We start from the raw sequence: 24,845 nt of genomic DNA, 5'->3' as shown, positions 1-24,845 counted from the left end.
TTTCGTCTTCGAGATGCGCGGCCTGTGCCGGCCTGGCATGAACCGGGGCCAGGGTACGGCCCGGAGGGCTCCCGGGGGTTCCCGGATACGAGCTTGTCAGATGACGGGGGGCCGGCCCAGCCGGGTCAGCCGCCACACGGTACGCCACTTCATGGGCCGGCGAGGTCCGCAGGAGGTGGTCCAGCCCTCGCGGAATCCGCCGAACCAGGCCCGCAGCGCGCTGCGGGAGGGGCGGCGCAGGAGAGTGAGCAGCAGCCACACGCCGAGGTAGACGGGCACGAGCGGCATGGGCAGGTTGCGGCGGGCCAGCCAGACGCGGTTGCGGGCGACCATGCGGTGGTAGACCGCGTGCCGCGAGGGGGCGGTCGTCGGGTGGTGGAGCACCATGTCGGACCGGTAGTCGATCATCCAGCCCGCGTCGAGGGCCCGCCAGGCCAGGTCGGTCTCCTCGTGGGCGTAGAAGAACTCGTCGGGGAGTCCGCCGACGTCGGCGAAGACGCGGGTGCGCACGGCGTTGGCGCCGCCGAGGAAGGTGGTGACGCGGGAGGAGCGCATCGGGTCGGCGGCGCGCAGCCGGGGGACGTGGCGGCGCTGGGTGACGCCCGTCTCGGGGTCGGCTATGCGGAAACTCACGATGCCGAGCTTCGGATCGGCCTCGAACGCCTCGCGGCACAGCTCGGCGGTGTCGTGGCCCGCGAGCAGCCCGTCGTCGTCCAGGAAGAGCAGGATGTCGACGTCCCGGCCGGCCGGTCCGAAGGCCTCGATGCCGACGTTGCGGCCACCGGGGATGCCGAGGTTCTCGGGCAGCTCGATGGTGCGGACGCCCTCGGGGACGTCCGGGACGGGCGAGCCGTTGCCGACGACGACCACCTCGACCGGGTCGCCGTCCTGCTTGGCGACGGAGTCGAGCAGGGCCCGCAGCTCCTCGGGCCGGTTGCCCATGGTGATGATGACGGCGCCGACCTTCATGCCGCTCACTTGAGCCTGCTCGACGCGAGGATGGACACGAGGTGCAGCAGGGTCTGCACCAGGGCGATGCCGGCCATCACCGCCACGCCGAGCCGGGAGAAGAACAGGTCGCCGCGGGCCTGGTCGACGATCGCCAGCACCAGGATCACCAGGGACGCCTCGATGCCGAGGATCAGCCGGTGGAACTTCAGGGCGGCGGCGGCCTTGCGGGCCAGCGCCATGCCGGAGGAGCGCATCTCGGCGGCGGCCTCCTTGACCGGCGGCTTGCCGGCCTGGTGCCGGGCGACGCCGACGAGGTCGGTCTCCGCCTTGATCAGGATGGCGCCGAGGGCGGCCAGGGTGCCGAGGAAGGCCCACAGCCAGTCGATCCGGCCGCTGCCCCACAGGTCGGCGGCGCGCAGGCCGAAGCCGGTGAGCACCGCGGCGTCGGTGAGGTAGGCACCGACCCGGTCCAGGTAGACGCCGTTGAGGGAGTACTGCTTCTTCCAGCGCGCGATCTCGCCGTCGACGCAGTCCAGCAGCAGGTACATCTGGACGCACACCACGCCCAGCACGGCGCCCGCGATCCCCGGCACGAGCAGTGCCGGGGCCGCGAGCACACCGAAGACGGTCATCAGGTACGTGAGCTGGTTGGGCGTGACCCTGGTGTTGACCAGGTAGCGGTCGACCCGCAGGGACACCTCGCGCATGTAGAGGCGTCCCATCCAGTGCTCACCGCTGCGCCGGTCCTTCACCCCTGCGGGGTGAACGACGGGGCGTAGTTCAGCTACCGATGGCCTTGACATAGTCGGTGTAGGTGTCCTTGATCTGTTCGGTGTTCAGGTCGAGGTGTTCGAGGATGGTGTAGCGACCGGGCCGGGTCTCCGGGGCGAACTCGACGGCCTTGACGAACTCGTCCGTCGTGAAGCCGATCTCGTCCGGCAGCACGGGCAGGCCGTGCCGGCGCAGCACCTCGGCCATGTACGCCGATTCCTCGTGTGCTCCGCGCAGCCACATCGCGAAGGCCGCGCCGAGACCGCACTGTTCGCCGTGGGCGGCGGCGCGCTTGGGGTAGAGCAGGTCGAAGGCGTGGTTGATCTCGTGGCACGCCCCGGAGGACGGCCGCGAGTCACCCGACACCGACATGGCGATGCCGCTGAGGACCAGCGCCTCGGCCAGCACCTGGAGGAAGTCGTTGTCCCCGATGCCGCCCGGGTGGCGCAGCACGGCCTCGCCCGCCTGGCGGGCCATGGCCGCGGCGAGGCCGTCGATCCGCTCGCCCTTGACGCGGTTGGCCAGCTCCCAGTCCGCGATCGCGGAGATGTTGGAGACGGCGTCGCCGATGCCGGCGCGGACGTACCGGACCGGGGCCTCACGGATGACGTCCAGGTCGATGACGACCGCGATCGGGTTCGGCACACCGTAGGAGCCGCGGCCCGCGTCGTTGTCGAGGGTGGCGACCGGCGAGCACAGGCCGTCGTGCGCGAGGTTCGTGGGCACGGCGACCAGGGGCAGGCCGACGCGCGCCGCGGCGAACTTGGCGCAGTCGATGATCTTGCCGCCGCCGAGGCCGACGACCGCGTCGAAGTGGCCGGCCTTTATGTCGCTCGCCAGCCGGACCGCGTCGTCGAGGGTGCCGCCGCCGACCTCGTACCAGGTGGCGCCGGGCATGCTCGGCGTGATGCGCTCGCGCAGCTTGGCGCCCGAGCCGCCGCTGACGGCGACGGCGAGGCGGCCGGAGTGCGAGATGCGCTCGTCGGCCAGGACGCACGCCAGGTCGTCGAGGGCACCCGGGCGGATGTCGACGACGAGCGGCGAGGGGATGAGCCGGGTCAGTACTGGCACGCGATCTCCCGTCCACGGGCGAGGTCGTCGTGGTTGTCGATCTCCACCCACTTGACGTCGCCGATCGGCGCCACGTCGATGCGGAAGCCGCGGTTGACCAGCTCCTGGTAGCCGTGCTCGTAGAACTGCTGCGGGTCGGTCTCCCACACGGCCTTGAGCGCGTCGGCCAGCTCGGGGGCGGCGTCGCCCTCGATCAGGGTGACGCCGATGTACTCGCCGGTGGCCTCGGCGGGGTCCATCAGCTTGGTGATCTTCGTCATGCCCTTCTCGGGGTCGACGACGACCTTCATCTCCTCGTCCGCGAGCTGCTTGACCGTGTCGAGGGCGAGGATGATCTTCTTGCCCTCGCCGCGGGCGGCGAGCAGGGTCTTCTCGACGGAGACCGGGTGGACGGTGTCGCCGTTGGCGAGGATCACCCCGTCCTTGAGGGCGTCACGCCCGCACCACAGGGAGTAGGCGTTGTTCCACTCCTCGGCCTTGTCGTTGTCGATGAGGGTGAGCTTGAGGCCGTACTTCTGCTCAAGGGCTTCCTTGCGCGCGTACACGGCCTCCTTGCGGTAGCCGACGATGACCGCGACCTCGGTCAGACCGATCTCGGCGAAGTTGCCGAGGGTCAGGTCGAGAACCGTGGGCTCGCCTTCTATGCCCGCGGGACCCACCGGAACCAGCGCCTTGGGGAGGCTGTCGGTGTAGGGGCGCAGACGCCGTCCGGCGCCGGCCGCGAGCACGAGGCCGATCATGCGGTTTCTCCTTCATCGTGTACGGCGGGTGCGCCGCCCTGATGGGCGCCGACCCAGAAGCGGATGCTCTCGACGAGCACCACCAGGGCCACGACCACGGCCAGTGCCGTGAGCGCGACCTTGAACTGCGAGGCGGTGAGCAGCGCGGCGAGGACGGTGACGAGCAGCGTCCGCCCCTCGTGCCCCCCGATGGAGCGCACGAGCCAGGCCGGAGGCGCTCCGGCGTCGCCGCGGATGCGGTAGACCGTGTCGTAGTGATGGTAGGCGACCGCGGCCACCAGCCCGAAGGCCGCGGGAAGGGCCCCGTGCACGTCCGCTTTCGCCGCCAGGACCAGGACGGTGCCGTACTCGGCGGCCCGCAGGAACGGGGGGACGAGCCAGTCGAGGGCGCCCTTGAGGGGGCGGGCGACGGCGAGGCCGGAGGTCAGGGCGTAGCCGAGAGCCGCGACGACCGGCCAGGGGCCGCCGAAGTCCGTCAGGGCCGCGGTGAGGACGACGGCGAGACCGCCGAGCAGGGCGACGGCGGGAGCGGTGAAGCCCGGCAGCTTGCGGGCGGCCTTCTTGAACGCCTCGGCGATGCCCTGCACGAGCGGGCCGCTGTCGGCGAGGTCGGCCAGGGCACCGGCCGCGCGGTCGGTCCGCTTGGCCTTGCGCGTCAGCGACCGCAGCACCCGTCCGGCCGTCGTGTAGGTCGCGGCGAAGGCGCAGCCGATGAGTAGCGCGTAGAAGGTGATGCGGGGCGTGGTGAGCGCCGTGAGCACCGCGATCATCGCCCAGCGCTCACCGATGGGCAGGACGATCATCCGCCGGACCCAGACCGTCCAGCCGACGCTGTCGAGCTTGTCGGAGAGGGCGGCGGTGGGGCTGGTGTTGGCGGTGGCGTCGTGGTTGGCCTCGTTGAAGGAGAAGTCCACGACGTGCCGGCAGGTCTGCAGGACCATGGCGCCGAGCGCGAGGGCCCAGACGTCGTCCCCGCCGCGGGCGGCGCCCAGGGCGAGGCCGGCGTAGTAGGCGTACTCCTTGGCCCGGTCGAAGGTGGCGTCCAGCCAGGCGCCGAGCGTGGAGTACTGGAGGGAGTAGCGGGCGAGCTGGCCGTCGGTGCAGTCCAGCACGAAGGACGCGATCAGCAGGACGCCGGCCGCGACGAAGCCGCCGCGGGTGCCGGTGGCCGCGCAGGCCGCCGCTATGAGGGCGGTCAGCAGGGAGGCGGTGGTGACCTGGTTCGGGGTCAGCCCCCGGCGGGCGCACCAGCGGGCGATGTAGCGGGAGTAGGGGCTGATGCAGTACGTGGTGAAGAAGCCGTCGCGGGCCTTCACGGCGGACTTCAGGCGGATGGCCTCGTCGTCGATGTCGGCCACCGCCTGCCGTGCCTCGTTGCGGGCCTGCGGGTCGGCGGGGACGGCGGCGACGAGGCTGCCCAGCTCGGGGCGGTGCACGGCGGTGCCGTCGGCGTCGAGGGCGGTGAGGATGCGGTCGGCGAGGCTGCCGACCAGGGTGGTGCCGCCGCCGGCGGAGTTCTCGCGGGCCATGGCCCGGGTCAGGGCCTGGCGCCCGGCGGGCTGTGCCGTGACGGCGCCGGGGATCGCCGCGAGCGGGAAGCGGGGGTCGGTGAGGCCGAGGCGCAGCGCGTGCACGTGGCCCACGAACCGGGCGTCGACCAGGGCGACCCGCTCGTCGCCCGGCACCTCGGCGAGCAGCGTCTCGGCCTCGGCGGCGTCACTCGCGGTCCGCAGGTCGAACCCGAGGGATCGCAGGTCGGCCTCGATCGACGATCCGGGGACCGGCTGGCCGGTGAGGATGGCGGTCGACAACCGAATTCACTCCCTGGGTACCGACGCGTCCGCGCGGTGACGTACATGATGGGGGCGCCCTCTCCGGTGGCTCCCGGGCGGCGTGTCGGCAGAGGCTATCGGATGCCGGGAAGGCCGCGTTCACCGCCCGTTCGGCGGATGGATCGACGCGGTTCGCCCAGGCCCCTGCCTCGATCATCATCGTGGATCCGGGGCCCGCCCCACAAACCGCCCATGCCAGAGCGGACATCGGGGACATTGCGCTGGGCGCGGCCGGGTCCGCATAGGGTGGGCGACCATGACGTGGCTGATCACCGGCGGTGCCGGCTATATCGGAGCACATGTGGCCAGGGCCATGACCGAGGCCGGGGAACGCGTCCTCGCCCTGGACGACCTCTCGGCCGGAGTGCCCGCCCGGCTCCCGGCGGGCGTCCCGCTGGTGCGGGGCTCCTCGCTGGACGGGGACCTGCTGAAGCGGGTCCTCGCCGAGCACGAGGTGACCGGGGTGGTGCATCTCGCGGCGCGCAAGCAGGTCGCCGAGTCCGTGGCGCAGCCCACGCGCTACTACCGGGAGAACGTCGGCGGTCTGGTGACCTTGCTGGACGCGGTCGCCGAAGCCGGGATCGGGCGTTTCGTGTTCTCCTCGTCGGCCGCCGTCTACGGTGACCCGGGGGTGGACCTGATCACCGAGGACACCCCGTGCGCGCCGGTGAACCCGTACGGCGAGACCAAGCTCGCCGGTGAGTGGCTGGTGCGGGCGGCGGGACGGGCCCACGGGATCTCCACCGTATGTCTGCGCTATTTCAACGTGGCGGGCGCCGCCGCGCCGGAGCTGGCGGACACCGGTGTCTTCAACATCGTCCCGATGGTCTTCGACCGGCTGACGCGCGACGAGGCGCCCAGGATCTTCGGCGACGACTACCCGACCCCGGACGGCACCTGCGTCCGGGACTACATCCACGTGGCCGACCTGGCCGAGGCCCATCTGGCGGCGGCCCGGCGGCTGGCCGAGGGCGGCATCACCGGCGACCTGACGGTCAACATCGGCCGCGGCGAGGGTGTCTCGGTGCGTGAACTCATCACGGTCATCGGTGAGGTCACCGGCGACCGCCGGCCCCCTCTCGTGGAGGACCGCCGTCCCGGAGACGCCCCGCGGGCGGTGGCGTCGGCCGCCCGGGCGGCCGACGAACTCGGCTGGCGGGCCCGGCGCGGAGTGCGCGAGATGACCGAGTCGGCCTGGCGGGGCTGGCAGCTGCACCACGGCTCCTGAGCGAGACGGCACGCCCCTGACCTGCGTATCGTTTGCGCAGGTCAGGGCACATGACAACGGTGTTCAGTGCCGCGTTGCGCATACCCCCTCCCCGTAGTTCACTGGGGTGCCCGAGCACGATCGGACGGACACGGGAGGCTGACTTCTCATGGGGGCTGGGCACGATCACGGCCACGCGCACGGCGCGGTCGGCGGTACGGCGACCTCGGCGTACCGCGGCAGGCTGCGCATCGCGCTGGGCATCACGCTCGGCATCGTGGTCGTGCAGATCGTCGGGGGCGCCCTGGCCGACTCGCTCGCCCTGGTCGCGGACTCGGCGCACATGGCGACGGACGCCCTCGGCCTCGGCATGGCGCTGCTCGCGATCCACTTCGCCAACCGCCCGCCCAGCGAGCGGGCCACCTTCGGCTACGCCCGGGCCGAGATCCTCGCCGCCCTGGCCAACTGCCTGCTCCTGCTCGGGGCCGGCGGGTACGTGGTGTACGAGTCGGTCCAGCGCTTCCTGACGCCGGCGCAGACCGAGGGCCGGCTGGCGCTGCTGTTCGGTGTGATCGGCCTGGTCGCGAATCTGGTGTCGCTGTCCCTGCTGATGCGCGGGCAGAAGGAGAGCCTGAACGTGCGCGGCGCGTTCCTGGAGGTGGCCGCGGACGCCCTGGGGTCGGTCACGGTGATCGTCTCCTCCGTGGTGATCATGCTCACGGGCTGGCAGGCCGCCGACCCGATCGCCTCGCTCGTCATCGCGCTGATGATCGCGCCCCGGACGTGGAAGCTGCTGAGCGAGACGCTCTCGGTGCTGCTGGAGGCCGCTCCCAAGGGCGTCGACATGGCGGAGGTGCGGTCGCACATCCTGGCGACGGAGGGTGTGGAGGACGTCCACGACCTGCACGCGTGGACGATCACGTCCGGCATGCCGGTGCTGTCGGCGCACGTGGTCGTCAGCTCGGAGGCGCTGAACGCGATAGGGCACGAGAAGATGCTGCACGAGCTCCAGGGCTGCCTCGGTGACCACTTCGACGTGGAGCACTGCACCTTCCAGCTGGAACCCGTCGGGCACGCGGAACACGAGGCGCGGCTCTGCCACTGAGAGGGGCGCGTTCCGCCGCGAGCGCGCTGGGGGACGCAACCCCGCGCCACCTGGCCGCGTCCTGAGCCCCATATCGGGCAGAGGGACGATTTTCCGTCTGCCTGTCCGGGCACGATCATCTACCGGGTCCCTTTTCCCCGGCGTCCGACCGGTGCCGGTCGCGGTCCGCGCCGCCGCGCGGGACATGCGGGCGTGCCGCGAAGTGCCGGGAGTGCCGGATTCGTACGGCAGACTTGGGGCGCGAAGACCGATGTGAAGGATGGGTATGCCGATCACACCTGCCACCGCGACGCACACCCCGTCGAACGGCACCGCAGACGCGATTTTGCTGGAACTGGTCGACGAGGACGGCGTGACGATCGGCACCGCGGAGAAGCTCGCCGCCCACCAGCCGCCCGGCCGGCTGCACCGGGCGTTCTCGGTGTTCCTCTTCGACGAGTACGGGCGGCTGCTGCTCCAGCAGCGCGCCCTGGGCAAGTACCACTCCCCCGGTGTGTGGTCCAACACCTGCTGCGGCCACCCCTACCCCGGTGAGGCGCCCTTCGCGGCGGCTGCGCGGCGCACCTTCGAGGAGCTCGGCGCCTCCCCGTCCCTGCTGGCCGAGGCGGGCACGGTCCGCTACAACCACCCCGACCCGGAGTCCGGGCTGGTGGAGCAGGAGTACAACCACCTCTTCGTCGGCATGGTGCAGGCCGTGGTGCGGCCCGACCCGCAGGAGGTGGCGTCGACGGTCTTCGTGACCCCGCCGGAGCTGGCGGAGCGGCACGCCAAGGACACCTTCTCGGCCTGGTTCATGACCGTCCTGGACGCGGCCCGGCCCGCCATCAGGGAACTGACGGGCCCGTCGGCCGGCTGGTGACCGGGGCCCCGGCGACGGGGCCTAGAAGCGCGCGGGTTTGAGCGGCAGGGCGACCCAGATCACCTTGCCGCCGCTCGCCGTGTGGTCCACCTCGCACACCCCGCCCGCCTCCCGGGTCACCTCACGCACCAGAAGCAGCCCACGCCCGCCGGTGCGGCCGTGGTCGGTCTCCAGGGCGGTGGGCCGGTAGGGGTGGTTGTCCTCCACGGACACCCGGAGCCATTCGGCGCCGACGGCCAGCTCGACGGCGATCGTCGGCGACAGCACCGCCGCGTGCTTCACGGCGTTCGTCACCAGCTCCGAGACGATCAGCAGCAGTCCCTGGGCCAGGTCGTCCGAGACGGGCACCCCCTGACGCAGCAGCAGGTCCCGTACGGCGTGCCGCGCCTGGGGGACCGAGGCCTCGACCGCCGGTGCGGTGAACCTCCAGACCCCTTCGTACGGCAGCGGATCCGCGGGCCCGGGGCCGAGGGGCGCCGCGCCGCCCTCTGGGCGCGGACCGAACCCACGCCCGTCGTTGTCCATCGTCCGGTCGCCACCCTCGCGCTCGATTGTCGCCACACCCCGAGTGTTGGTAACGCTGCGCCTCCTACCCCGGGACTGAACACAAGTCAGCAACTATCGAGCACTTCTGACCGTTGGCGTATGACACGGTCAGTTGTGGGACTGGTCCTGTCCCTGTTGTGCCGTCTCGGCGAACTATTCGGGTTGTACGGGTTTGCTCTCCGGATAGCATCCGGCGCATGGAGCCGCAGCTGGAGCACCGCGTGACCGACTCGGTCGCGACGGTCGTCATCCGTCATCCCGAGAAGCGCAACGCCATGACGGCCGCGATGTGGCGCTCCGTGCCCATCCTGCTGGAGGGGCTCGCGGGGGACCCCGCGGTGCGGGCGCTGGTGCTGACCGGCGAGGGCGGGACGTTCTGCGCCGGGGCCGACATCTCGACGCTGCGGGGTTCCGCCGAGGAGGCGCAGGGGCTGGCCGTGCGGGCCGAGGAGGCGCTGGCCGCGTTCCCGAAGCCGACGCTGGCCGTGATCCGGGGGCACTGCGTGGGCGGCGGGGCCCAGCTGGCGGCCGCCTGTGATCTGCGGTTCGCCGAGGACGGGGCGCTGTTCGGTGTGACGCCCGCGAAGCTCGGCATCGTCTACCCGGCGTCCTCGACCCGGCGGCTGGTGTCGCTGGTCGGGCCGGCCACCGCCAAGTACCTGTTGTTCTCCGGTGAGTTGATCGACGCGTCGCGGGCGCTGCGCACCGGGCTGGTGGACGAGGTGCTGCCCGGAGGCGAACTCGGCCGGCGGGTCACCGAGTTCACCCGGATCCTGGCGTCCCGTTCGCAGCTGACCCAGGCGGCGGCCAAGGAGTTCGCGGACGGGCGCACGGACCGGGACGCGCACTGGGCCGGGCAGGCGCGCGGGAGCGGCGACACCGCGGAGGGCGTCGCCGCGTTCCTGGAGCGCCGCCCGCCGCACTTCGGCTGGAGCGTGCCTACGTCAGGATGACGCCGGAGTGCGCGCGGACGAGTTCGACGAGGTGGGCGGGGGCCTTCTCGGGCGATCCGGCGTCGTAGGGCGGCTGCGGGTCGTACTCGGTGGCGAGCTGGACGATCCGGGCGTGGTCGTCGCCCGCGATCCGGCCGAGCAGGGTCAGTCCCATGTCGATGCCGGAGGAGACGCCGGCCGCGGTGACGTACTTGCCGTCGGTGACGACCCGCTCCCCCGTCGGCTCGGCGCCGTGGCGCTTCAGCTCCTCGAGGGCCAGCCAGTGGGACGTGGCGCGGCGTCCCTTGAGGAGTCCGGCGGCGGCGAGCAGCAGGGAGCCGGTGCACACGGACGTGGTCCAGGTGCTGGTCTCGTCGGCGGTGCGCAGCCAGGTGAGCAGGGGGCCGTCCGGCTCCAGCGGGAGGGGGCCCGGACCGCCCGGGACCACGATGATGTCCGGGTGGGGCACGTCGGCCAGCGCGCGGTCGGCGGTGATCGCGAGGTTCCCCGAGTCGTTCCGTAAGGGGCCGGGTTGCGCCGCGACGAAGACGGTCTCCGCGTCCGGGAGCCGGCCGAGGGTCTCGTAGGGGCCGACGGCGTCGAGGGCGGTGAAGCGGTCGTAGAGGACGATGGCGATCTGCATGGGGTCCCTTCGGTCGGCTGATGTGCGGGTCGGTCAGGGTGTGGTGGCGGGGCGGAAGCGGCGGCGGTACTCGGCCGGGGGCGTTCCCAGGGTCCTGACGAAGGCCCGGCGCATGGCCTCGGGCGTGCCGTAGCCGCTGGCGCGGGCGATCTCCTCGATGCCGTCGGCGGTCTCCTCCAGGAGGCGCCGGGCGTGCTCCAGGCGGACGCGGTCCACGTAGCGGCCCGGTGTCATGCCGGTCTCGGCGCGGAAGGCGCGGGCGAAGTGGCGGGGCGAGAGACGGGCGCGGGCGGCGAGGGTGCCGACGCAGAGGTCCGCGTCCGGGTGGTCGGTGATCCAGCGCTGGACGTCCCGCAGCGGCTCACGGTGTGCGGTCTGGGCGGCGAGCTGGGCGCTGAACTGGGCCTGGTTGCCCGGGCGGCGCAGGAACACCACCAGATGCCGGGCGACGGTCAGGGCGGCGTCCCGGCCGAGGTCCTCCTCGACCAGGGCGAGGGCGAGGTCGATGCCGGCGGTGACACCGGCCGAGGTGGCGATGTGCCCGTCGCGTACGTAGACGGGGTCGGGGTCGATCTCGACGGCCGGGTGCTCGCGGGCGAGCCGGTCGCAGTACGCCCAGTGGGTCGTGGCGCGGCGGCCGTCCAGGAGACCGGCCCGGGCGAGCACGGCCGCGCCGGTGCAGACCGAGACCAGGCGCCCGGCGCGCGGTCCGTGCTCGCGCACCCAGTCGACCAGCCGGGCATCCGGGCGCAGGCTGCCTGTCCCGCCGGGGACCAGCAGGATGTCCGGGTCGGAGGCGGTGGCCAGGGACTCGTCGGGGACGAGGGCCAGGCCGCTGGTGCTCCGCACGGGAGCGCCGTCCAGGGACGCGGTGCGGATGCGGTACGCGCCCGGGGAGAGCAGCTCCGCGCCCGCGAAGACCTCCACGGGCCCGGTTACGTCGAGACTCTGCAGGCCGTCGAAGAGGACGACGAGAACCGTGCGCTGGGCCATGCCGTCGATTGTTCTCGGGGCCGAGGCAGGGCCACAAGGTCGAGTACCCCACCTTTCCTGCCATGAGGCGCAGGACCGTGGAGGGCATACCAAGCGGTTGGTAACCTGCCGGGCATGACGACTGCCGCCCTGGAGCCGCGCGCCGGCCGACGCTGCCACAACATGCTCAACTCCCTGCACGCCACGCACTACTTCTCCCCCGACCTCGGGCGCGAACTGGGCGCCGTCGGGGTCACCGATCCGCGAGCCGTGAACTTCGCCGTGCGCTCCGCCGCACTCGGAGCCGTCGGGGCCGGGGTCGTGACGGCCGCCTTCTACAACTACAAGCACGAGCTCGTCGCCCGGCACGTGCCGGGCGTGTGGGAGACCGCCTCCCCCGGGCAGGTCCTGGCCGCACGCGCGCGTGCCGTCGACGCGACGCTGCGCCGTCTGCTCGGCGAGGAGGTCTGCGCCTCCGCCGAGATGGCCGAGGCCGCTCGCCTCGCCCTGCGCGCCGCCGAGGCCTGCTCGCGCGAGGCACGGCCGCTGTACGCGGCCCACGCCGACCTGCCCGTCCCCGAGGAGCCGCACCTCGCCTACTGGCACGCGGCGACCCTGCTGCGCGAGCACCGGGGCGACGGGCACCTGGCCGTCCTGATGTCCGCGGGTCTGAACGGGCTGGAGGCGTTGGTGACCCACACCGCGACGGGCAAGGGCATGAGCCCGAAGTGGGTGTTCGGCACCCGGGGCTGGAACCGGGAGGAGTGGGACGCGGCCGCGCAGCGGCTGCGCGAGCGCGGGCTGCTGGAGGCGTCCGGCGACCTCACCGAGCAGGGTGTCGCGCTGCGCCGGGAGATCGAGCACGAGACGGACCGTCTGGACCGCGCCCCCTACGCGCACCTGGGCCCGGAGGGAGTGGCCCGTCTGACGGAGCTGGGCGGGGCGTTCGCGCACGCGGCGCTCGTGGCCGGGGCGTTCCCGGCGGACCTGATCGGCAAGGGTGACGCATAGTGACGCGTCGATGAGGTACCCGCTCTCCACCGGCCGGCGCGGCCGGGAGTGAGAAAGGGGAATTCCGTGTTCCGTGCTATCGCAGACGTGTTGCGCCAGATCGGCGGGGCCATCGCCACCGTCGTGACGCTGCCCTTCCGGGCACTCGCCCGGCTCTTCGGCGGCGCCTCGTCCTCCGCCCGCAGGGCCTGACCGGAATTCCGGCCCGCCGGGCCGACCTGATCCCCAGGAGTCCGTGCCACCTGCCACAATTGCCGCGCAACCTCAGCGGAGAAGGCGGTACGGGATCGTGACGACACCCGGGTCCAACGGGTCCATCAGCCCAGGGTCCATCGAAGGCAGGATCGCCGAGGAACTCGGCGTACGGGAGCGGCAGGTCAGGGCCGCCGTGGAACTGCTCGACGGCGGTTCCACGGTGCCCTTCATCGCCCGCTACCGCAAGGAAGCGACCGAGATGCTCGACGACGCGCAGCTGCGCACCGTCGAGGAGCGGCTGCGCTATCTGCGGGAGCTGGAGGAGCGCCGCACGGCGATCCTGGAGTCGGTGCGCGAGCAGGGCAAGCTCACCGAGGAGCTCGAGGCGAGCATCCGGGGCGCCGAGACGAAGGCGCGCCTGGAGGACATCTACCTCCCGTACAAGCCCAAGCGGCGCACCAAGGCGCAGATCGCCCGCGAGGCGGGCCTGGAGCCGCTGGCGGAGGGGCTGCTCGGCGATCCTTCCGTCGAGCCCCTCGCCGCCGCGGCCGCGTTCGTCGACGCCGACAAGGGCGTCGCCGATCCGCAGGCCGCCCTGGACGGTGCCCGCGCCATCCTCACCGAGCGTTTCGCGGAGGACGCCGACCTGATCGGCGAACTGCGCGAGCGTATGTGGGTGCGTGGGCGGCTCGCCGCCAAGGTGCGGGAGGGCAAGGAGGAGGCGGGCGCGAAGTTCGCCGACTACTTCGACTTCGCCGAGCCGTTCACGGAGCTGCCCTCGCACCGCGTCCTCGCGATGCTGCGCGGCGAGAAGGAGGAGGTCCTCGACCTCGTCCTGGAGCCCGAGGAGCAGACGGACGGCCCCTCCTCCTACGAGGGGATCGTCGCCCACAGGTTCGGCATCGCCGACCGGGGCCGCCCCGGTGACAAGTGGCTGAAGGACACGGTCCGCTGGGCGTGGCGCACCCGCATCCTCGTCCACCTCGGTATCGACCTCAGGCTGCGGCTGCGCACGGCCGCCGAGGACGAGGCGGTGCGGGTCTTCGCGGCGAACCTGCGCGACCTGCTGCTCGCCGCCCCGGCGGGCACGCGCGCGACGCTCGGCCTGGACCCCGGCTTCCGTACGGGCGTGAAGGTCGCCGTGGTCGACGCCACCGGCAAGGTCGTCGCCACGGACGTCATCCACCCGCACGTCCCGGCCAACCGCTGGGACGAGGCCATCGCGAAGCTCGCCCGGCTGGCGAAGGAGCACGCGGTCGAGCTGATCGCCATCGGCAACGGCACGGCCTCCCGCGAGACGGACAAGCTCGCCGGGGAACTCATCGCCAAGCACCCGGAGTTGAACCTCACCAAGGTGATGGTCTCCGAGGCCGGCGCTTCCGTGTACTCGGCGTCCGCTTTCGCCTCGCAGGAGCTGCCCGACATGGACGTGTCGCTGCGCGGCGCCGTGTCGATCGCCCGGCGGCTCCAGGACCCGCTGGCCGAGCTGGTCAAGATCGACCCGAAGTCGATCGGCGTCGGCCAGTATCAGCACGACCTGTCCGAGGTGAAGCTGTCGCGTTCGCTGGACGCGGTGGTGGAGGACTGTGTGAACGGCGTGGGCGTGGACGTCAACACGGCCTCGGCCCCGCTGCTGGCCCGGGTCTCCGGCATCACCTCCGGGCTCGCCGAGAACATCGTGGCGCACCGCGACCAGAACGGGCCGTTCAAGGCCCGTGGCGAGCTGAAGAAGGTGGCGCGGCTCGGGCCGAAGGCGTACGAGCAGTGCGCGGGCTTCCTGCGCATCCGCGGCGGCGACGACCCGCTGGACGCCTCCAGCGTGCACCCCGAGGCGTACCCGGTGGTGCGGCGCATGGTGAAGACCGCCGGGCAGGAGGTCGCCTCGCTCATCGGCAACACCGCGGTGCTGCGCTCGCTGAGGCCGCAGGACTTCGTGGACGAGACGTTCGGTCTGCCGACGGTCACCGACATCCTGAAGGAGCTGGAGAAGCCCGGCCGCGACCCGCGGCCCGCCTTCAAGACGGCCGCCTTCAAGGAGGGCGTGGAGAAGATCTCCGACCTGTCGTCCGGCATGATCCTGGAGGGCGTGGTCACCAACGTCGCCGCGTTCGGGGCGTTCGTGGACATCGGTGTCCACCAGGACGGCCTGGTGCACGTCTCCGCGATGTCGAAGACGTTCGTCAAGGACCCGCGGGAGGTCGTCAAGCCCGGCGACATCGTGAAGGTGAAGGTCCTCGACATCGACATCCCGCGCAAGCGGATCTCGCTGACGCTGCGGCTGGACGACGAGGCGGCCCGGCCGGGCCAGCAGGGCGGCGGCCAGGGTGAGCGCCGGCAGCGTGGTGGGCGTCCGCCGCAGCAGCGCCAGGGTGGTGGCCGTGGGGGCCAGGGCGGCGGCGGTCGCGGCGGTCAGCAGCGGCAGGCTCCGGCACCGGCCAACAGCGCGATGGCCGACGCCTTGCGTCGGGCGGGGCTGGCCGATCCGAAGAACGGGCGCCGCTGACGGCCCGTGTCGTGGGGAGCTGCGGGTCCGTTGTGGCCGGTCGCGCAGTTCCCCGCGTCCCTTCGGACCTACAGTGAGGGTATGTCCGCCATCACCTGGGAAGTGTGCGCAAGCCGGGGGTTCGAGACCGTCTGGCCCGAGCGCGGGGAAGGCGTGTTGCGGGCCCGCGGACGGGCCGTCGGGACCGAACCCGAGCCGTACTGGGTCACGTACGAACTCGACACGGCCGACGGGTTCGTGACCCGTGGGCTGCGGGTGACGACCGAGACCGGGGCCGGGACCCGCACCCTCGACCTGCGGCACGACGGCCACGGCCGGTGGACCGCGGACGGCGAGCCGCTGCCCGCGGTCGACGGAGCGCTCGACTGCGATCTCGGGCTGTGCCCGCTCACCAACACCATGCCGGTGCTCCGGCACGGGCTGCACCGGACGCCCGGTGAGCGGGACTTCCTGATGGCCTGGGTGTCGGTGCCGGACCTGACGGTGCGGCCGTCGCGGCAGACGTACACGCATCTGCGGCCCGGACACGTCCGCTACTCCTCCGGCGACTTCCGCAGCGACCTGGAGTTCGACGAGGACGGGTACGTCCTCGACTACCCGCGACTCGCCTCGCGCCTGACGGGCCGTTAGCGCTCGGTCACCTTGCCGTCCGTCACCTCCAGGCGGCGGGTGACGTGCACGGCGTCGAGCATGCGGCGGTCGTGGGTGACCAGCAGCAGGGTGCCCTCGTAGGCGTCGAGGGCCGACTCCAACTGCTCGATGGCCGGCAGGTCGAGGTGGTTGGTCGGCTCGTCGAGGACCAGCAGGTTGACGCCCCGGCCCTGGAGCAGCGCCAGGGCGGCCCGGGTGCGCTCGCCCGGGGAGAGGCTCCCCGCGGGGCGCAGGACATGGTGCCCCTTGAGTCCGAACTTGGCCAGCAGGGTACGGATCTCGACCGGTTCGGTGTCCGGGACGGCGGTGCGGAAGGCGTCGAGCAGGGGCTCCTCGCCGTGGAACAGCTTGCGGGCCTGGTCGACCTCGCCGAGCAGGACGCCGGAGCCGAGCGTGGCGTGCCCGGCGTCCAGCGGGACACGGCCGAGGAGGGCGGCGAGCAGCGTGGACTTCCCGGCGCCGTTCGCGCCCGTCACGGCCACCCGGTCCGCCCAGTCGATCTGGAGGGACACCGGGCCGAGGACGAAGCCGCCGCGGCGCACCTCGGCGTCCCGCAGGGTCGCGACGACGGCACCCGAGCGCGGGGCCGACGCGATCTCCATGCGCAGTTCCCACTCCTTGCGGGGCTCCTCCACGACGTCCAGGCGCTCGATCATGCGCTGGGTCTGGCGGGCCTTCGCCGCCTGTTTCTCGCTGGCCTCGCTGCGGAACTTGCGGCCGATCTTGTCGTTGTCGTTGTTCGCCTTGCGGCGCGCGTTCTTCACGCCCTTGTCCATCCAGGAGCGCTGCATCTGCGCGCGGTCCTGGAGGGCCGCCTTCTTGTCGGCGTACTCCTCGAAATCGTCGCGGGCGTGCCGGCGGGCGACCTCGCGTTCCTCCAGGTAGGCCTCGTAGCCGCCGCCGAAGAGGTTGATCTGCCGCTGGGCGAGGTCGAGTTCGAGGACCTTGGTGACGGTGCGGGTGAGGAACTCGCGGTCGTGGCTGACGACCACCGTCCCGGCGCGCAGACCGCCGACGAAGCGTTCGAGGCGCTCCAGGCCGTCCAGGTCGAGGTCGTTGGTCGGCTCGTCGAGGAGGAAGACGTCGTAGCGGGACAGCAGCAGGGAGGCGAGTCCGGCGCGGGCGGCCTGGCCGCCGGACAGGGACGTCATCGGCTGGTCCAGGTCGACCGTGAGGCCGAGGGAGTCGGCGACCTCCTCGGCGCGCTCGTCGAGGTCGGCGCCGCCGAGGCCGAGCCAGCGCTCCAGGCCGGTGGCGTAGGCGTCGTCGGCACCGGGTGCCGCGTCGACCAGGGCCTGGGTCGCCTCGTCCATGGCGCGCTGGGCCTCGGCGACGCCGGTGCGGCGGGCGAGGAACTCCCGCACGGTCTCGCCGGGGCGGCGGTCCGGCTCCTGCGGGAGGTGGCCGACGGTGGCGGTCGGCGGGGACAGGCGCAGTTCGCCCTGCTCGGGTGCGGTCAGTCCGGCGAGCATCCTGAGCAGGGTGGACTTGCCGGCGCCGTTGGCGCCGACCAGACCGATCACGTCGCCGGGCGCGACGACGAGGTCGAGGCCGGTGAACAGGGAGCGGTCGCCGTGGCCGGCGGCGAGGTTCTTGGCGACGAGGGTGGCAGTCATCAGAGCGCCGATCCTAACGGCGGGCCGCTCAGTGGTGCACGGCCGTCACCAGGACGCTTCCGGAGGTGCGTGCCACGACGAACGACCGGCCCCTGACCGCTTTCGGGTCGAGGGCGACGCGGTGGCGGCCCGTTTCGAGGACGCCGTCGAAGATCTCACGGGTGTGGGGGCGGGAGAGCCGGTCGAGGCGGTAGGCGGTGAGGGTGACGCGGCAGGCGGAGGTGACCTCGACGTCGGCCCCTTCGCCGGTGGCGGCGAGGCCGGTGAGGCGGCGCTGTTCGACGGGGCTGCGGTCGAGGGCGTGTTCGATCTGGGCGACGAGGAGCGGCACGATCGGGGCGAGGCCGTCGACGTGGGCGACCGGGACCCCGGCCTGCGCGAAGGCGCGGCGGACGGCGGCACATTCCTGCTCGGTCGCCGCGTGGCCGAGGACGACGGCGCCGTAGCCGCGCAGTTCGTCGGGAGGGACACCGTGGACGTCGTGGGCGATGTCGGCGCCCACGCCGATGGTGCGCAGGGCCGCGGCCAGTCGGGCGAGGACGGCGACGCGGGCGCCGATCAGCAGGACGCGGCGGCGGGGGCCGGGCGCGCGGCCCTCGAGCAGGGCGTTCAGCGCCGTCCGGTACTCGGCGCCGCGGAAGCGGAACGGGCCGATGCCGTGATAGCCGTTGAGCTCCAGGTCGGCGTGTTCGTCGGTCTGCCAGGCGAAGTCCTGCCAGATGAAGTCCTCGCCGTCGCCGCGGATGACCGCGGTGACGGCGCCGCAGGCCAGGTCCTGGCACTCGGGGCAGCCGTAGACGACGTACCGGCCGCCGGGTAACGGGGCCGCGCTCTCCAGGAGCAGGCTGCGCACCTGTGCGGTGAAGATCGCGGGTGGGACGTCGGAGGCGAGCGGGGAGACCGCGTCGAGGTCGGAGAGCCGGAACAGCAGGGGGCGTCCGTCGACGATGAAGTCCACGAAGTCCCGGTGAACCTGGTAACCGCCGTCGTTGAGGACTCCCCCGGCCCGCATCGCGGGTGCCAGGCCGAAGGTCGCGTACTCGGCACACATACGGTGAGTATCCCCACACTGCGCGTGATGTGAGCACGGCATGGCGCATTCCGCTACGGTCCGGGCATGGTGAGCGAGTCGAGTGGCGAAGTCGTGGTGGTCGGCGGCGGAGTGGTGGGGCTGACGACCGCACTGGTTCTCGCGGAGCGGGGCCGCCGGGTGCGGGTGTGGACGCGGGACCCCGTGGAGGCGACCACCTCGGTCGTCGCGGGGGCCCTGTGGTGGCCGTACCGGATCGAGCCGGTCGCGACGGCGCGCGTGTGGGCGCTGCGGTCGCTGGAGGTGTACGAGGAGCTCGCGGCGCGAGCCGAGCACACGGGCGTACGCATGGTCGAAGGGGTACAGGGCGAGACCCCGCTCGACGAGGCCGAGGGGTGGCTGGCGGGCCGGGTGCCGGGGCTGCGGGCGGCCACGGCCCGGGAGTACGCGGGCACGGGCGTCGTGGCACGGCTGCCGCTCATCGACATGCCGGCTCATCTGCCGTGGCTGCGGGAGCGGTTCCTTGCGGCGGGCGGCGTGATCGAGACGCGTACGGTGTCCGCCTTCGCGGAGGCGGACGCGCCGGTCGTGGTCAACTGCACCGGGCTCGCCGCGCGGGAGCTCGTGCCGGACCCCTCCGTACGGCCGGTGCGCGGGCAGCTGGTCGTCGTGGAGAACCCGGGGATCGATACCTGGCTGGTCTCCACCGACGCGGCGGGCGAGCACACGTACATGTTCCCGCAGCCGGGCGGGCTCGTCCTCGGCGGTACCTCCGAGGAGGACGTCTGGTCACTGGAGCCCGACCCGGCGACGGCCGAGGCGATCGTGCGCCGCTGCGCCGCCCTGCGGCCCGGGATCGAGGGGGCCCGGGTGCTGGCGCACCGGGTCGGGCTGCGGCCCACCCGGCCGTCGGTCCGGCTGGAGCGCGAGACCCTGCCGGACGGCCGGCTGCTGGTGCACAACTACGGCCACGGCGGCGCGGGTGTCACCGTGGCCTGGGGGTGTGCGCACGAGGCGGCCCGGCTGGTCGCCGGCTGAGAGCGTTCGCCGCCGTCCAGACGGCCCCGAGGATCGCCGCCGCGACCAGTGGCCGGGCACAACGAGGGCGGCCCGGGGCACGCACCCCGGGCCGCCCGCCACCGTTGCGGTCAGTGCTTGCCGATCGGGTCTCCCTCGACGTCCGGGCCGCGGCCCGGGCCGACGCGGAACTCGAACTCCCCGTCGTACTTCTTGTGGCCTTCCATCACGGCCATCTCCACGGCCTCGGAGCCCATCTGCTCACGCACGATGACCGGGTCGCGGCGAAGGTCGCGCATGAGGGCGACGCACATGAAGATCATCACGATCACGAACGGCGCCGCCGCGAGGATCGTGAGGTTCTGCAGACCGGTCAGCGCGTCGCCCTGGCCGCTGCCGACGAGCAGCATGATCGCGGCCACCGCGCCGGTGAGCACGCCCCAGAACACCACCACGAAGCGGCCCGGTTCGAGGGCGCCCTTCTGCGACAGGGTGCCCATGACGATCGAGGCCGCGTCGGCGCCCGAGACGAAGAAGATGCCGACCAGGACCATCACGAGCAGGCTCGTGACGGTGGCGATGGGGAACTGCTGGAGCACGCCGAAGAGCCGGCCCTCCGGAGTCGCCTCCTTGGCGAGCTGCCCCTGTTCCTGCATCTTCATCGCGGAGCCGCCGAAGATCGCGAACCAGATCAGGCTGACCGTGCTGGGCACGAGGATCACACCGCCGACGAACTGGCGGATCGTGCGGCCCCGGCTGATGCGGGCGATGAACATGCCGACGAACGGCGTCCAGGAGATCCACCACGCCCAGTAGAAGACCGTCCAGCTGCCCAGCCAGTCGGCGACGCCCTCGCCGCCGCTGGCCTCGGTCCGGCCGGCCAGCTGGGGCAGGTCGCCGAGGTAGGCGAAGACGGACGTGGGCAGCAGGTCGAGAACGATGATGGTCGGGCCCGCCACGAAGACGAACAAAGCGAGGATCAGCGCCAGCACCATGTTTGTGTTGGACAGCCACTGGATGCCCTTCTCCACACCGGAGATCGCGGACGCGACGAAGGCCAGGGTCAGCACCGCGATGATCGTGACGAGCAGCCCGGTGCTCACCTTGTCCATCCACTTCAGCTCCTGCACACCGGAGCCGATCTGGAGCGCGCCGAGCCCCAGGGAGGCGGCGGAGCCGAAGACGGTCGCGATGATCGCGAGGACGTCGATGGCCCGGCCGATGCCGCCGTTGGCGTTCTTCTTGCCGATCAGCGGGGTGAAGACGGCGCTGATGGTCTGCCGGCGCCGCCTGCGGAAGGTGCTGTAGGCGATGGCCAGGCCCACCACGGCGTAGATCGCCCAGGGGTGCAGCGTCCAGTGGAACAGGGTGGTGGCCATGGCCGTCTCCATGCGTTCGCCGGAGTCGGCCGGGTTCGAGCCCGGCGGGGGCGTGCCGTAGTGCGACAGCGGCTCGCTCACGCCGTAGAACATCAGGCCGATGCCCATGCCCGCGCTGAACATCATCGCGACCCAGGACACCGTGCGGAACTCGGGCTCCTCGCCCTCCGCGCCCAGGTGGATACGGCCGTAGCGGCTGATGGCGAGCCACAGGGCGAAGACGACGAAGCCGGAGGCGGCGAGCATGAACGCCCAGCCGCCGTTGTGCATCAGCCCGCCGAGCAGAGTGGTGGAGACGTCTTCGAGCGAGTCGGTCGCCGCCGCTCCCCAGACCACGAAGGCGAGGGTGAGCACCGCCGTGACGCCGAAGACGATGCGGTCGGTCTGCGGCCGGTCCTGACCGGGCAGACCCGCTTCCGACCCCGGCAGCGCGGCTCCCTCCGGGGAGCCCTTGTCGCTTGGTCGTTCTTGCGTCACAGGCGGCACCTTTCATGGGACAGCAGGGGAGGTGGAGGACCTCCGTAAAACGCTGCTACCACGTGTGGCGGAATTTCACCCCTCTCAACATGCGTTTTCGGGTGAACCTCCGGTCAGGTGGTACCCGGCCCGGTCGTCGAGCAGCAGCGGCACCAGCGCCCGCAGCGACTGGCGCAGGGGCACGAGCACGCCCTCGCCGTCCTTGCGCACCCGCACTCCGTGCAGGGCGAGCTCGTCGCCCACCTCGGCGTACTGGGCGGCGGAGAGCCGGTAGCCGCAGGGCGGATCCGCGATGGTCTCGGCCGGTTCGGGCGGGTCGTTGTCGGCGCCCCCGGTGTAGACGGGGCCGGTGGCGGACCCGCCCGCGAGCCGGGCCCTGGCCGTCGCCGACTCGATCCGGCTGCGGCGCTCGTCGGTGTAGCCGAACAGCCCCTTGAGTGCGTCGAGTTGGGAGGTGACCCGACGACGGTTGTTCAGGGCCGGGTCCGCCTTCTCCGCCTCGGTGAGCGGGTCCACGCGGCTCTCGATGAGCAGCCCGACGGAGTGCTTCACACCGGACATGTTGCGCAGGATGCGCTCCTGCCCGTCCCCGGCGACCTGCTTGACCGGCTCACCGGTGACCGGGTCGGTCCAGATGCCGTAGGTGCCGGTCGAGTGGCCGGCCCGCTCGGCTGCGGGACGGACGTACGCCTCGGACAGGGTTTGTGCCTCCTCGTGGACCGCGTCGTCGGTGTTGGGGTTGCGCGGCCACAGGTCGAAGAGGTCCTTGTCGTAGAACCGGGGGGTGGCGCCGTACTCGTGCAGGTCGTAGACGACGTCGGGGCGCTGGTCACGGATGAGGGCGGCCAGCGCGCGGCCCTCGGCGGTTCTCAGGGCCAGGTGGTCGCGGTTGATGTCGACGCCGTCGCTGTTGCCGCGCGTGTTCGCGCCCCGGCCGTCGGGGTTGGCGGTGGGCACGCCCAGGACCGTGGTGCGGTCCAGGAAGCGCCGGGTGCGCTGGTCGCGGGCGTGGGCGAGGTCGCGGACGGTGGTCAGACAGGCCTCGCGGCCGGAGGGCTCGTCGCCGTGCTGGCTGCACACGAGGAGCACCTTGTTGCCGCTCGGGCGGTTGCCGATCCGCACCAGCCGCAGGGGACGGTCCTGCTTCGTCGTGCCGATGCGGGTCACGGAGACCCGGCCACTGGCCCGGTCGACGGCTTCGAGGAAGTCCCCTTCCTCGGGCTGGGTGGTCCAGCGGGCGCCGTGCGACTGCTCGAAGCCGGTGCGGGGCGGGGAGTCACCGGCCGCCCGGGCCGGTGCGGCGACCAGGGAGGCCGTGAGGGCCGCGGCGGTCAGGACCAGGGCGCCGGCGCGGGTCACCGGGTCTCCCCCGGGACGCGGTGCGTGGTGCGCGGCTCCCGTACGCCGTCCAGGTAGGTGGCGCCGGGGCCGGGGGACGCGGCATGCGGGGTGGCGCGTGCGAAGGCGGTGGCCCCGCCGACGAACGGGACGCGCGCCGAGGTGCGGGCCAGGTCGAGCGTGAGCGTGGGCTTGTCGGCGGGAGGGTCGATCAGGCCCTGGTCGGTGCCGGCGACGATCAGCGCCAGGCGGTGCCCCGCGGGGACCACGTGGTCGGTGGCCGCCAGGTCGACGGTGATGGTGTACCGCTTGCCCGGGGTGAGCGGGCCGCCCCGGTGGTCGGAGGCGTGGTTGCCGAGGTCGGCCCAGCCGCGGCTGACGACCGTGTGATCGACGTCGGCGGTCTTGGCCTTCGTCTCCTTGAAGCAGGCGCTGTCCTCCGGGGTGCTCGCGCCCCAGCAGGTGCGGTGCGTGAGGGTGGTGATGCCTTCACCGGCGTCGGCGTAGTCGCGGACGGTGGCGGGGCCGACGTCCACGAGGACGGCGGAGAGGTGGGCCGTCGGAGTGCTGGGGGTCGCGGTGACCGTGACCTCGGAGGAGCCGGACAGGCGCAGGTCGCGGGTGAGCGGCCCGGTGACGAACCCGGCCTTCTCCGGTGTCGGCGCGTCGATCCGCGCGGCCCAGTCGGTCTCGCTCAGCTTCGGGTCGTCGGTGAAGGTCTCGGTGCCGTGGCCGCGGCGCAGCCCGAGGGTGCCGACGCCGGCCTCGGCGCCACGGCCGGGGCGCAGGGTGGCCGCCCGGGTGCCGCTCGGCGGCCAGGTCCTGGAGGTCTCCCACCGGTCGGGCGCGCGCTCGATGTCGGCCATGGGCTCACGGTCGATGCCGTTGTCGATGCCCATGAGTTCGTGGTCGAACCAGCGGTGCAGCGTCTCGACCCAGGCGCCGCGCCGGAAGTCGAAGGGGTCGACGTGGCCGGTCTGCGACAGCCAGATCTTGCGCTCGACGCCGTTCTTCGCGAGGGCGTCCCACCACGGGCCGACGTGCTTCATGCGGACGTTGAGGTCCTGCATGCCGTGGACGAGGAAGACGCTGGCCTTCACCTTGCGCGCGGCCTTCACGTAGTCGCGCTCGCTCCACAGCGGGGTCCAGTCGCCGGTGCGCGGGGCGCCGTCGACGAGCTTTCGCTGGACGGCACCGCACTTGGCGCGGGCGTCGGGGCTGTCGACGTAGTCCGACAGCCACTCGGGGCCGGAGTCGTAGAGGGGCGCTCCCTGCTGGAAGTAGTAGTCGTACCAGGAGGAGATGGCGCTGATCGGGACGATGGTCTTCAGGCCTTTGACGCCGGTGGCGGCGACGCCGTTGGCGATGGTGCCGTCCCAGCTCTTGCCGATCATGCCGGTGCGGCCGTTGGTCCAGCCCGCCTCGGCGCGGGTCGTGCCGGTACGGGTCGTGTAGGCCTTGGCGCGGCCGTTCAGCCAGTCGACGACGGCCTTCGCGGACTGGATGTCGGAGCGCCCGCCGACGTCGACGCAGCCGTCGGACCGATTGGTTCCGGCCAGGTCCACGCCGACGAAGGCGTAGCCGCGCGGGACGAAGTAGTTGTCGTAGAAGAGCGGCATCCGGGCGACACGGCCCTGCGCGTCGTAGGTCTTCTTCTGGCTCTCGTTGCCGCGCCCGCAGCAGGAGTAGTACGGGCTGGCGTCCATGATGACGGGCACCTTGCGGCCCTGCCGGGCGGTTTCGCGGGGGCGGACGATGTCGACGGCGACCCGGTCGGTCCTGCCGTCGCGGTCACCGTCCAGTCCCGTGTCCACCCAGACGGCCTCGCGGATGGCGTTCTCGTAGGAGTGGACGGGTTCGCTCCCGCGCGGTGCGGCCTGCGCGGTGGCCGGGGTGAGCAGGGTGGCCATGAGGGCGGCCGTGGCCGCCGTCGCGAGCGGTCTCCAGGTCGTGAAGCGCGTGCGTTTCGGCATGGGCCGGACGGTACATCGGTGAACTC

22 protein-coding genes are annotated in these 24,845 nt (G+C 72.4%); 9 read left to right on the top strand and 13 right to left on the bottom strand.

Features of this window, described 5'->3' with window-relative positions:
- Window positions 1-96: 96 nt before the first annotated feature.
- Genes AC0665_RS11100 through AC0665_RS11080 form a run of 5 tightly spaced genes read right to left on the bottom strand, consistent with a single transcriptional unit; the run spans window position 97 to window position 5,344 of the window.
- Complete coding sequence (locus AC0665_RS11100) at window positions 97-969, bottom strand: glycosyltransferase family 2 protein (protein WP_468404845.1); 873 nt, start codon at window positions 967-969, stop codon at window positions 97-99.
- A 5-nt stretch (window positions 970-974) separates the two neighbouring features.
- Entirely contained in the window at window positions 975-1,754 is a 780-nt protein-coding gene (locus AC0665_RS11095) for a CDP-alcohol phosphatidyltransferase family protein (protein WP_478606068.1), read from the bottom strand.
- On the bottom strand, window positions 1,732-2,793 hold the full coding sequence (locus tag AC0665_RS11090; protein ID WP_468404010.1) for an iron-containing alcohol dehydrogenase family protein: 1,062 nt from the start codon (window positions 2,791-2,793) through the stop codon (window positions 1,732-1,734). The genes AC0665_RS11095 and AC0665_RS11090 overlap by 23 nt, the downstream gene beginning before the upstream one ends.
- Window positions 2,781-3,533: a phosphocholine cytidylyltransferase family protein gene (locus tag AC0665_RS11085; RefSeq protein ID WP_363116795.1), complete on the bottom strand. Its 753-nt coding sequence runs from the start codon at window positions 3,531-3,533 to the stop codon at window positions 2,781-2,783. The genes AC0665_RS11090 and AC0665_RS11085 overlap by 13 nt, the downstream gene beginning before the upstream one ends.
- On the bottom strand, window positions 3,530-5,344 hold the full coding sequence (locus AC0665_RS11080) for a DUF5941 domain-containing protein (RefSeq protein WP_478606071.1): 1,815 nt from the start codon (window positions 5,342-5,344) through the stop codon (window positions 3,530-3,532). Before AC0665_RS11080 ends, AC0665_RS11085 begins: the two co-directional genes overlap by 4 nt.
- Before the next feature lie 277 nt (window positions 5,345-5,621).
- Here AC0665_RS11080 and galE point away from each other — a divergent pair, with 277 nt between their 5' ends.
- The 3 genes from galE to idi all read left to right on the top strand — a co-directional run bounded on the left by galE (window position 5,622) and on the right by idi (window position 8,536).
- Window positions 5,622-6,593 carry a UDP-glucose 4-epimerase GalE gene (gene galE / locus AC0665_RS11075; protein ID WP_468404006.1) on the top strand — a complete coding sequence of 324 codons (972 nt, stop codon included), beginning with the start codon at window positions 5,622-5,624 and terminating at the stop codon, window positions 6,591-6,593.
- A gap of 148 nt (window positions 6,594-6,741) precedes the next feature.
- A complete protein-coding gene (locus tag AC0665_RS11070) occupies window positions 6,742-7,677 on the top strand; it encodes a cation diffusion facilitator family transporter (protein ID WP_478704862.1) in 936 nt (311 codons plus the stop codon).
- Window positions 7,678-7,942: 265 nt separating this feature from the next.
- Window positions 7,943-8,536 (top strand): isopentenyl-diphosphate Delta-isomerase, encoded by a 594-nt coding sequence (idi, locus tag AC0665_RS11065; protein ID WP_363116799.1) that lies wholly within the window; start codon window positions 7,943-7,945, stop codon window positions 8,534-8,536.
- Between the two features lie 21 nt (window positions 8,537-8,557).
- Here the strand turns inward: idi and AC0665_RS11060 are convergent, their stop codons facing one another.
- Window positions 8,558-9,061 carry an ATP-binding protein gene (locus AC0665_RS11060; RefSeq protein WP_468404843.1) on the bottom strand — a complete coding sequence of 168 codons (504 nt, stop codon included), beginning with the start codon at window positions 9,059-9,061 and terminating at the stop codon, window positions 8,558-8,560.
- A 218-nt stretch (window positions 9,062-9,279) separates the two neighbouring features.
- Here AC0665_RS11060 and AC0665_RS11055 point away from each other — a divergent pair, with 218 nt between their 5' ends.
- Window positions 9,280-10,035, top strand: coding sequence for an enoyl-CoA hydratase/isomerase family protein (locus AC0665_RS11055; RefSeq protein WP_478704861.1), 756 nt, complete (start codon window positions 9,280-9,282; stop codon window positions 10,033-10,035).
- Here the strand turns inward: AC0665_RS11055 and AC0665_RS11050 are convergent.
- Window positions 10,022-10,657 carry a DJ-1/PfpI family protein gene (locus AC0665_RS11050; protein ID WP_478704860.1) on the bottom strand — a complete coding sequence of 212 codons (636 nt, stop codon included), beginning with the start codon at window positions 10,655-10,657 and terminating at the stop codon, window positions 10,022-10,024. The genes AC0665_RS11055 and AC0665_RS11050 overlap by 14 nt on opposite strands.
- A 33-nt stretch (window positions 10,658-10,690) precedes the next feature.
- On the bottom strand, window positions 10,691-11,650 hold the full coding sequence (locus AC0665_RS11045) for a GlxA family transcriptional regulator (RefSeq protein WP_478704859.1): 960 nt from the start codon (window positions 11,648-11,650) through the stop codon (window positions 10,691-10,693).
- 114 nt (window positions 11,651-11,764) lie between these two features.
- Here AC0665_RS11045 and AC0665_RS11040 point away from each other — a divergent pair, with 114 nt between their 5' ends.
- The 4 genes from AC0665_RS11040 (at window position 11,765) to AC0665_RS11025 (ending at window position 15,968) form a co-directional block, all read left to right on the top strand.
- Window positions 11,765-12,640: an SCO6745 family protein gene (locus AC0665_RS11040; RefSeq protein ID WP_478508826.1), complete on the top strand. Its 876-nt coding sequence runs from the start codon at window positions 11,765-11,767 to the stop codon at window positions 12,638-12,640.
- A gap of 66 nt (window positions 12,641-12,706) precedes the next feature.
- A complete protein-coding gene (locus AC0665_RS11035; protein WP_346010761.1) occupies window positions 12,707-12,832 on the top strand; it encodes an LPFR motif small protein in 126 nt (41 codons plus the stop codon).
- Window positions 12,833-12,929: 97 nt separating this feature from the next.
- Window positions 12,930-15,338, top strand: coding sequence for a Tex family protein (locus tag AC0665_RS11030; RefSeq protein WP_478606085.1), 2,409 nt, complete (start codon window positions 12,930-12,932; stop codon window positions 15,336-15,338).
- Between the two features lie 81 nt (window positions 15,339-15,419).
- Entirely contained in the window at window positions 15,420-15,968 is a 549-nt protein-coding gene (locus AC0665_RS11025) for a putative glycolipid-binding domain-containing protein (protein WP_468403992.1), read from the top strand.
- On the opposite strand, the gene AC0665_RS11020 is transcribed toward AC0665_RS11025, so the two are convergent.
- Complete coding sequence (locus tag AC0665_RS11020; RefSeq protein ID WP_478704858.1) at window positions 15,965-17,605, bottom strand: ABC-F family ATP-binding cassette domain-containing protein; 1,641 nt, start codon at window positions 17,603-17,605, stop codon at window positions 15,965-15,967. The genes AC0665_RS11025 and AC0665_RS11020 overlap by 4 nt on opposite strands.
- A 28-nt stretch (window positions 17,606-17,633) precedes the next feature.
- The gene (locus AC0665_RS11015) at window positions 17,634-18,656 is read right to left on the bottom strand and encodes an oxidoreductase (RefSeq protein WP_478704857.1); all 1,023 of its coding nucleotides are present in this window, start codon (window positions 18,654-18,656) and stop codon (window positions 17,634-17,636) included.
- A 66-nt stretch (window positions 18,657-18,722) separates the two neighbouring features.
- On the opposite strand from AC0665_RS11015, the gene AC0665_RS11010 reads away from it, so the two are divergent.
- Complete coding sequence (locus AC0665_RS11010) at window positions 18,723-19,673, top strand: FAD-dependent oxidoreductase (RefSeq protein WP_478704856.1); 951 nt, start codon at window positions 18,723-18,725, stop codon at window positions 19,671-19,673.
- Window positions 19,674-19,783: 110 nt separating this feature from the next.
- On the opposite strand, the gene AC0665_RS11005 is transcribed toward AC0665_RS11010, so the two are convergent.
- The 3 genes from AC0665_RS11005 to AC0665_RS10995 all read right to left on the bottom strand — a co-directional run bounded on the left by AC0665_RS11005 (window position 19,784) and on the right by AC0665_RS10995 (window position 24,819).
- The gene (locus tag AC0665_RS11005; protein WP_478704855.1) at window positions 19,784-21,508 is read right to left on the bottom strand and encodes a BCCT family transporter; all 1,725 of its coding nucleotides are present in this window, start codon (window positions 21,506-21,508) and stop codon (window positions 19,784-19,786) included.
- 84 nt (window positions 21,509-21,592) lie between these two features.
- A complete protein-coding gene (locus AC0665_RS11000; protein ID WP_478704854.1) occupies window positions 21,593-22,867 on the bottom strand; it encodes a M14 family metallopeptidase in 1,275 nt (424 codons plus the stop codon).
- The gene (locus tag AC0665_RS10995; protein WP_478606101.1) at window positions 22,864-24,819 is read right to left on the bottom strand and encodes a Xaa-Pro dipeptidyl-peptidase; all 1,956 of its coding nucleotides are present in this window, start codon (window positions 24,817-24,819) and stop codon (window positions 22,864-22,866) included. The genes AC0665_RS11000 and AC0665_RS10995 overlap by 4 nt, the downstream gene beginning before the upstream one ends.
- Between the last annotated feature and the right edge of the window lie 26 nt (window positions 24,820-24,845).

Source organism: Streptomyces sp. NPDC043685 (assembly GCF_056436585.1).
The sequence above is the reverse complement of the archived record's forward strand: the minus strand, read 5'-3'. Positions and strand labels throughout refer to the sequence as shown.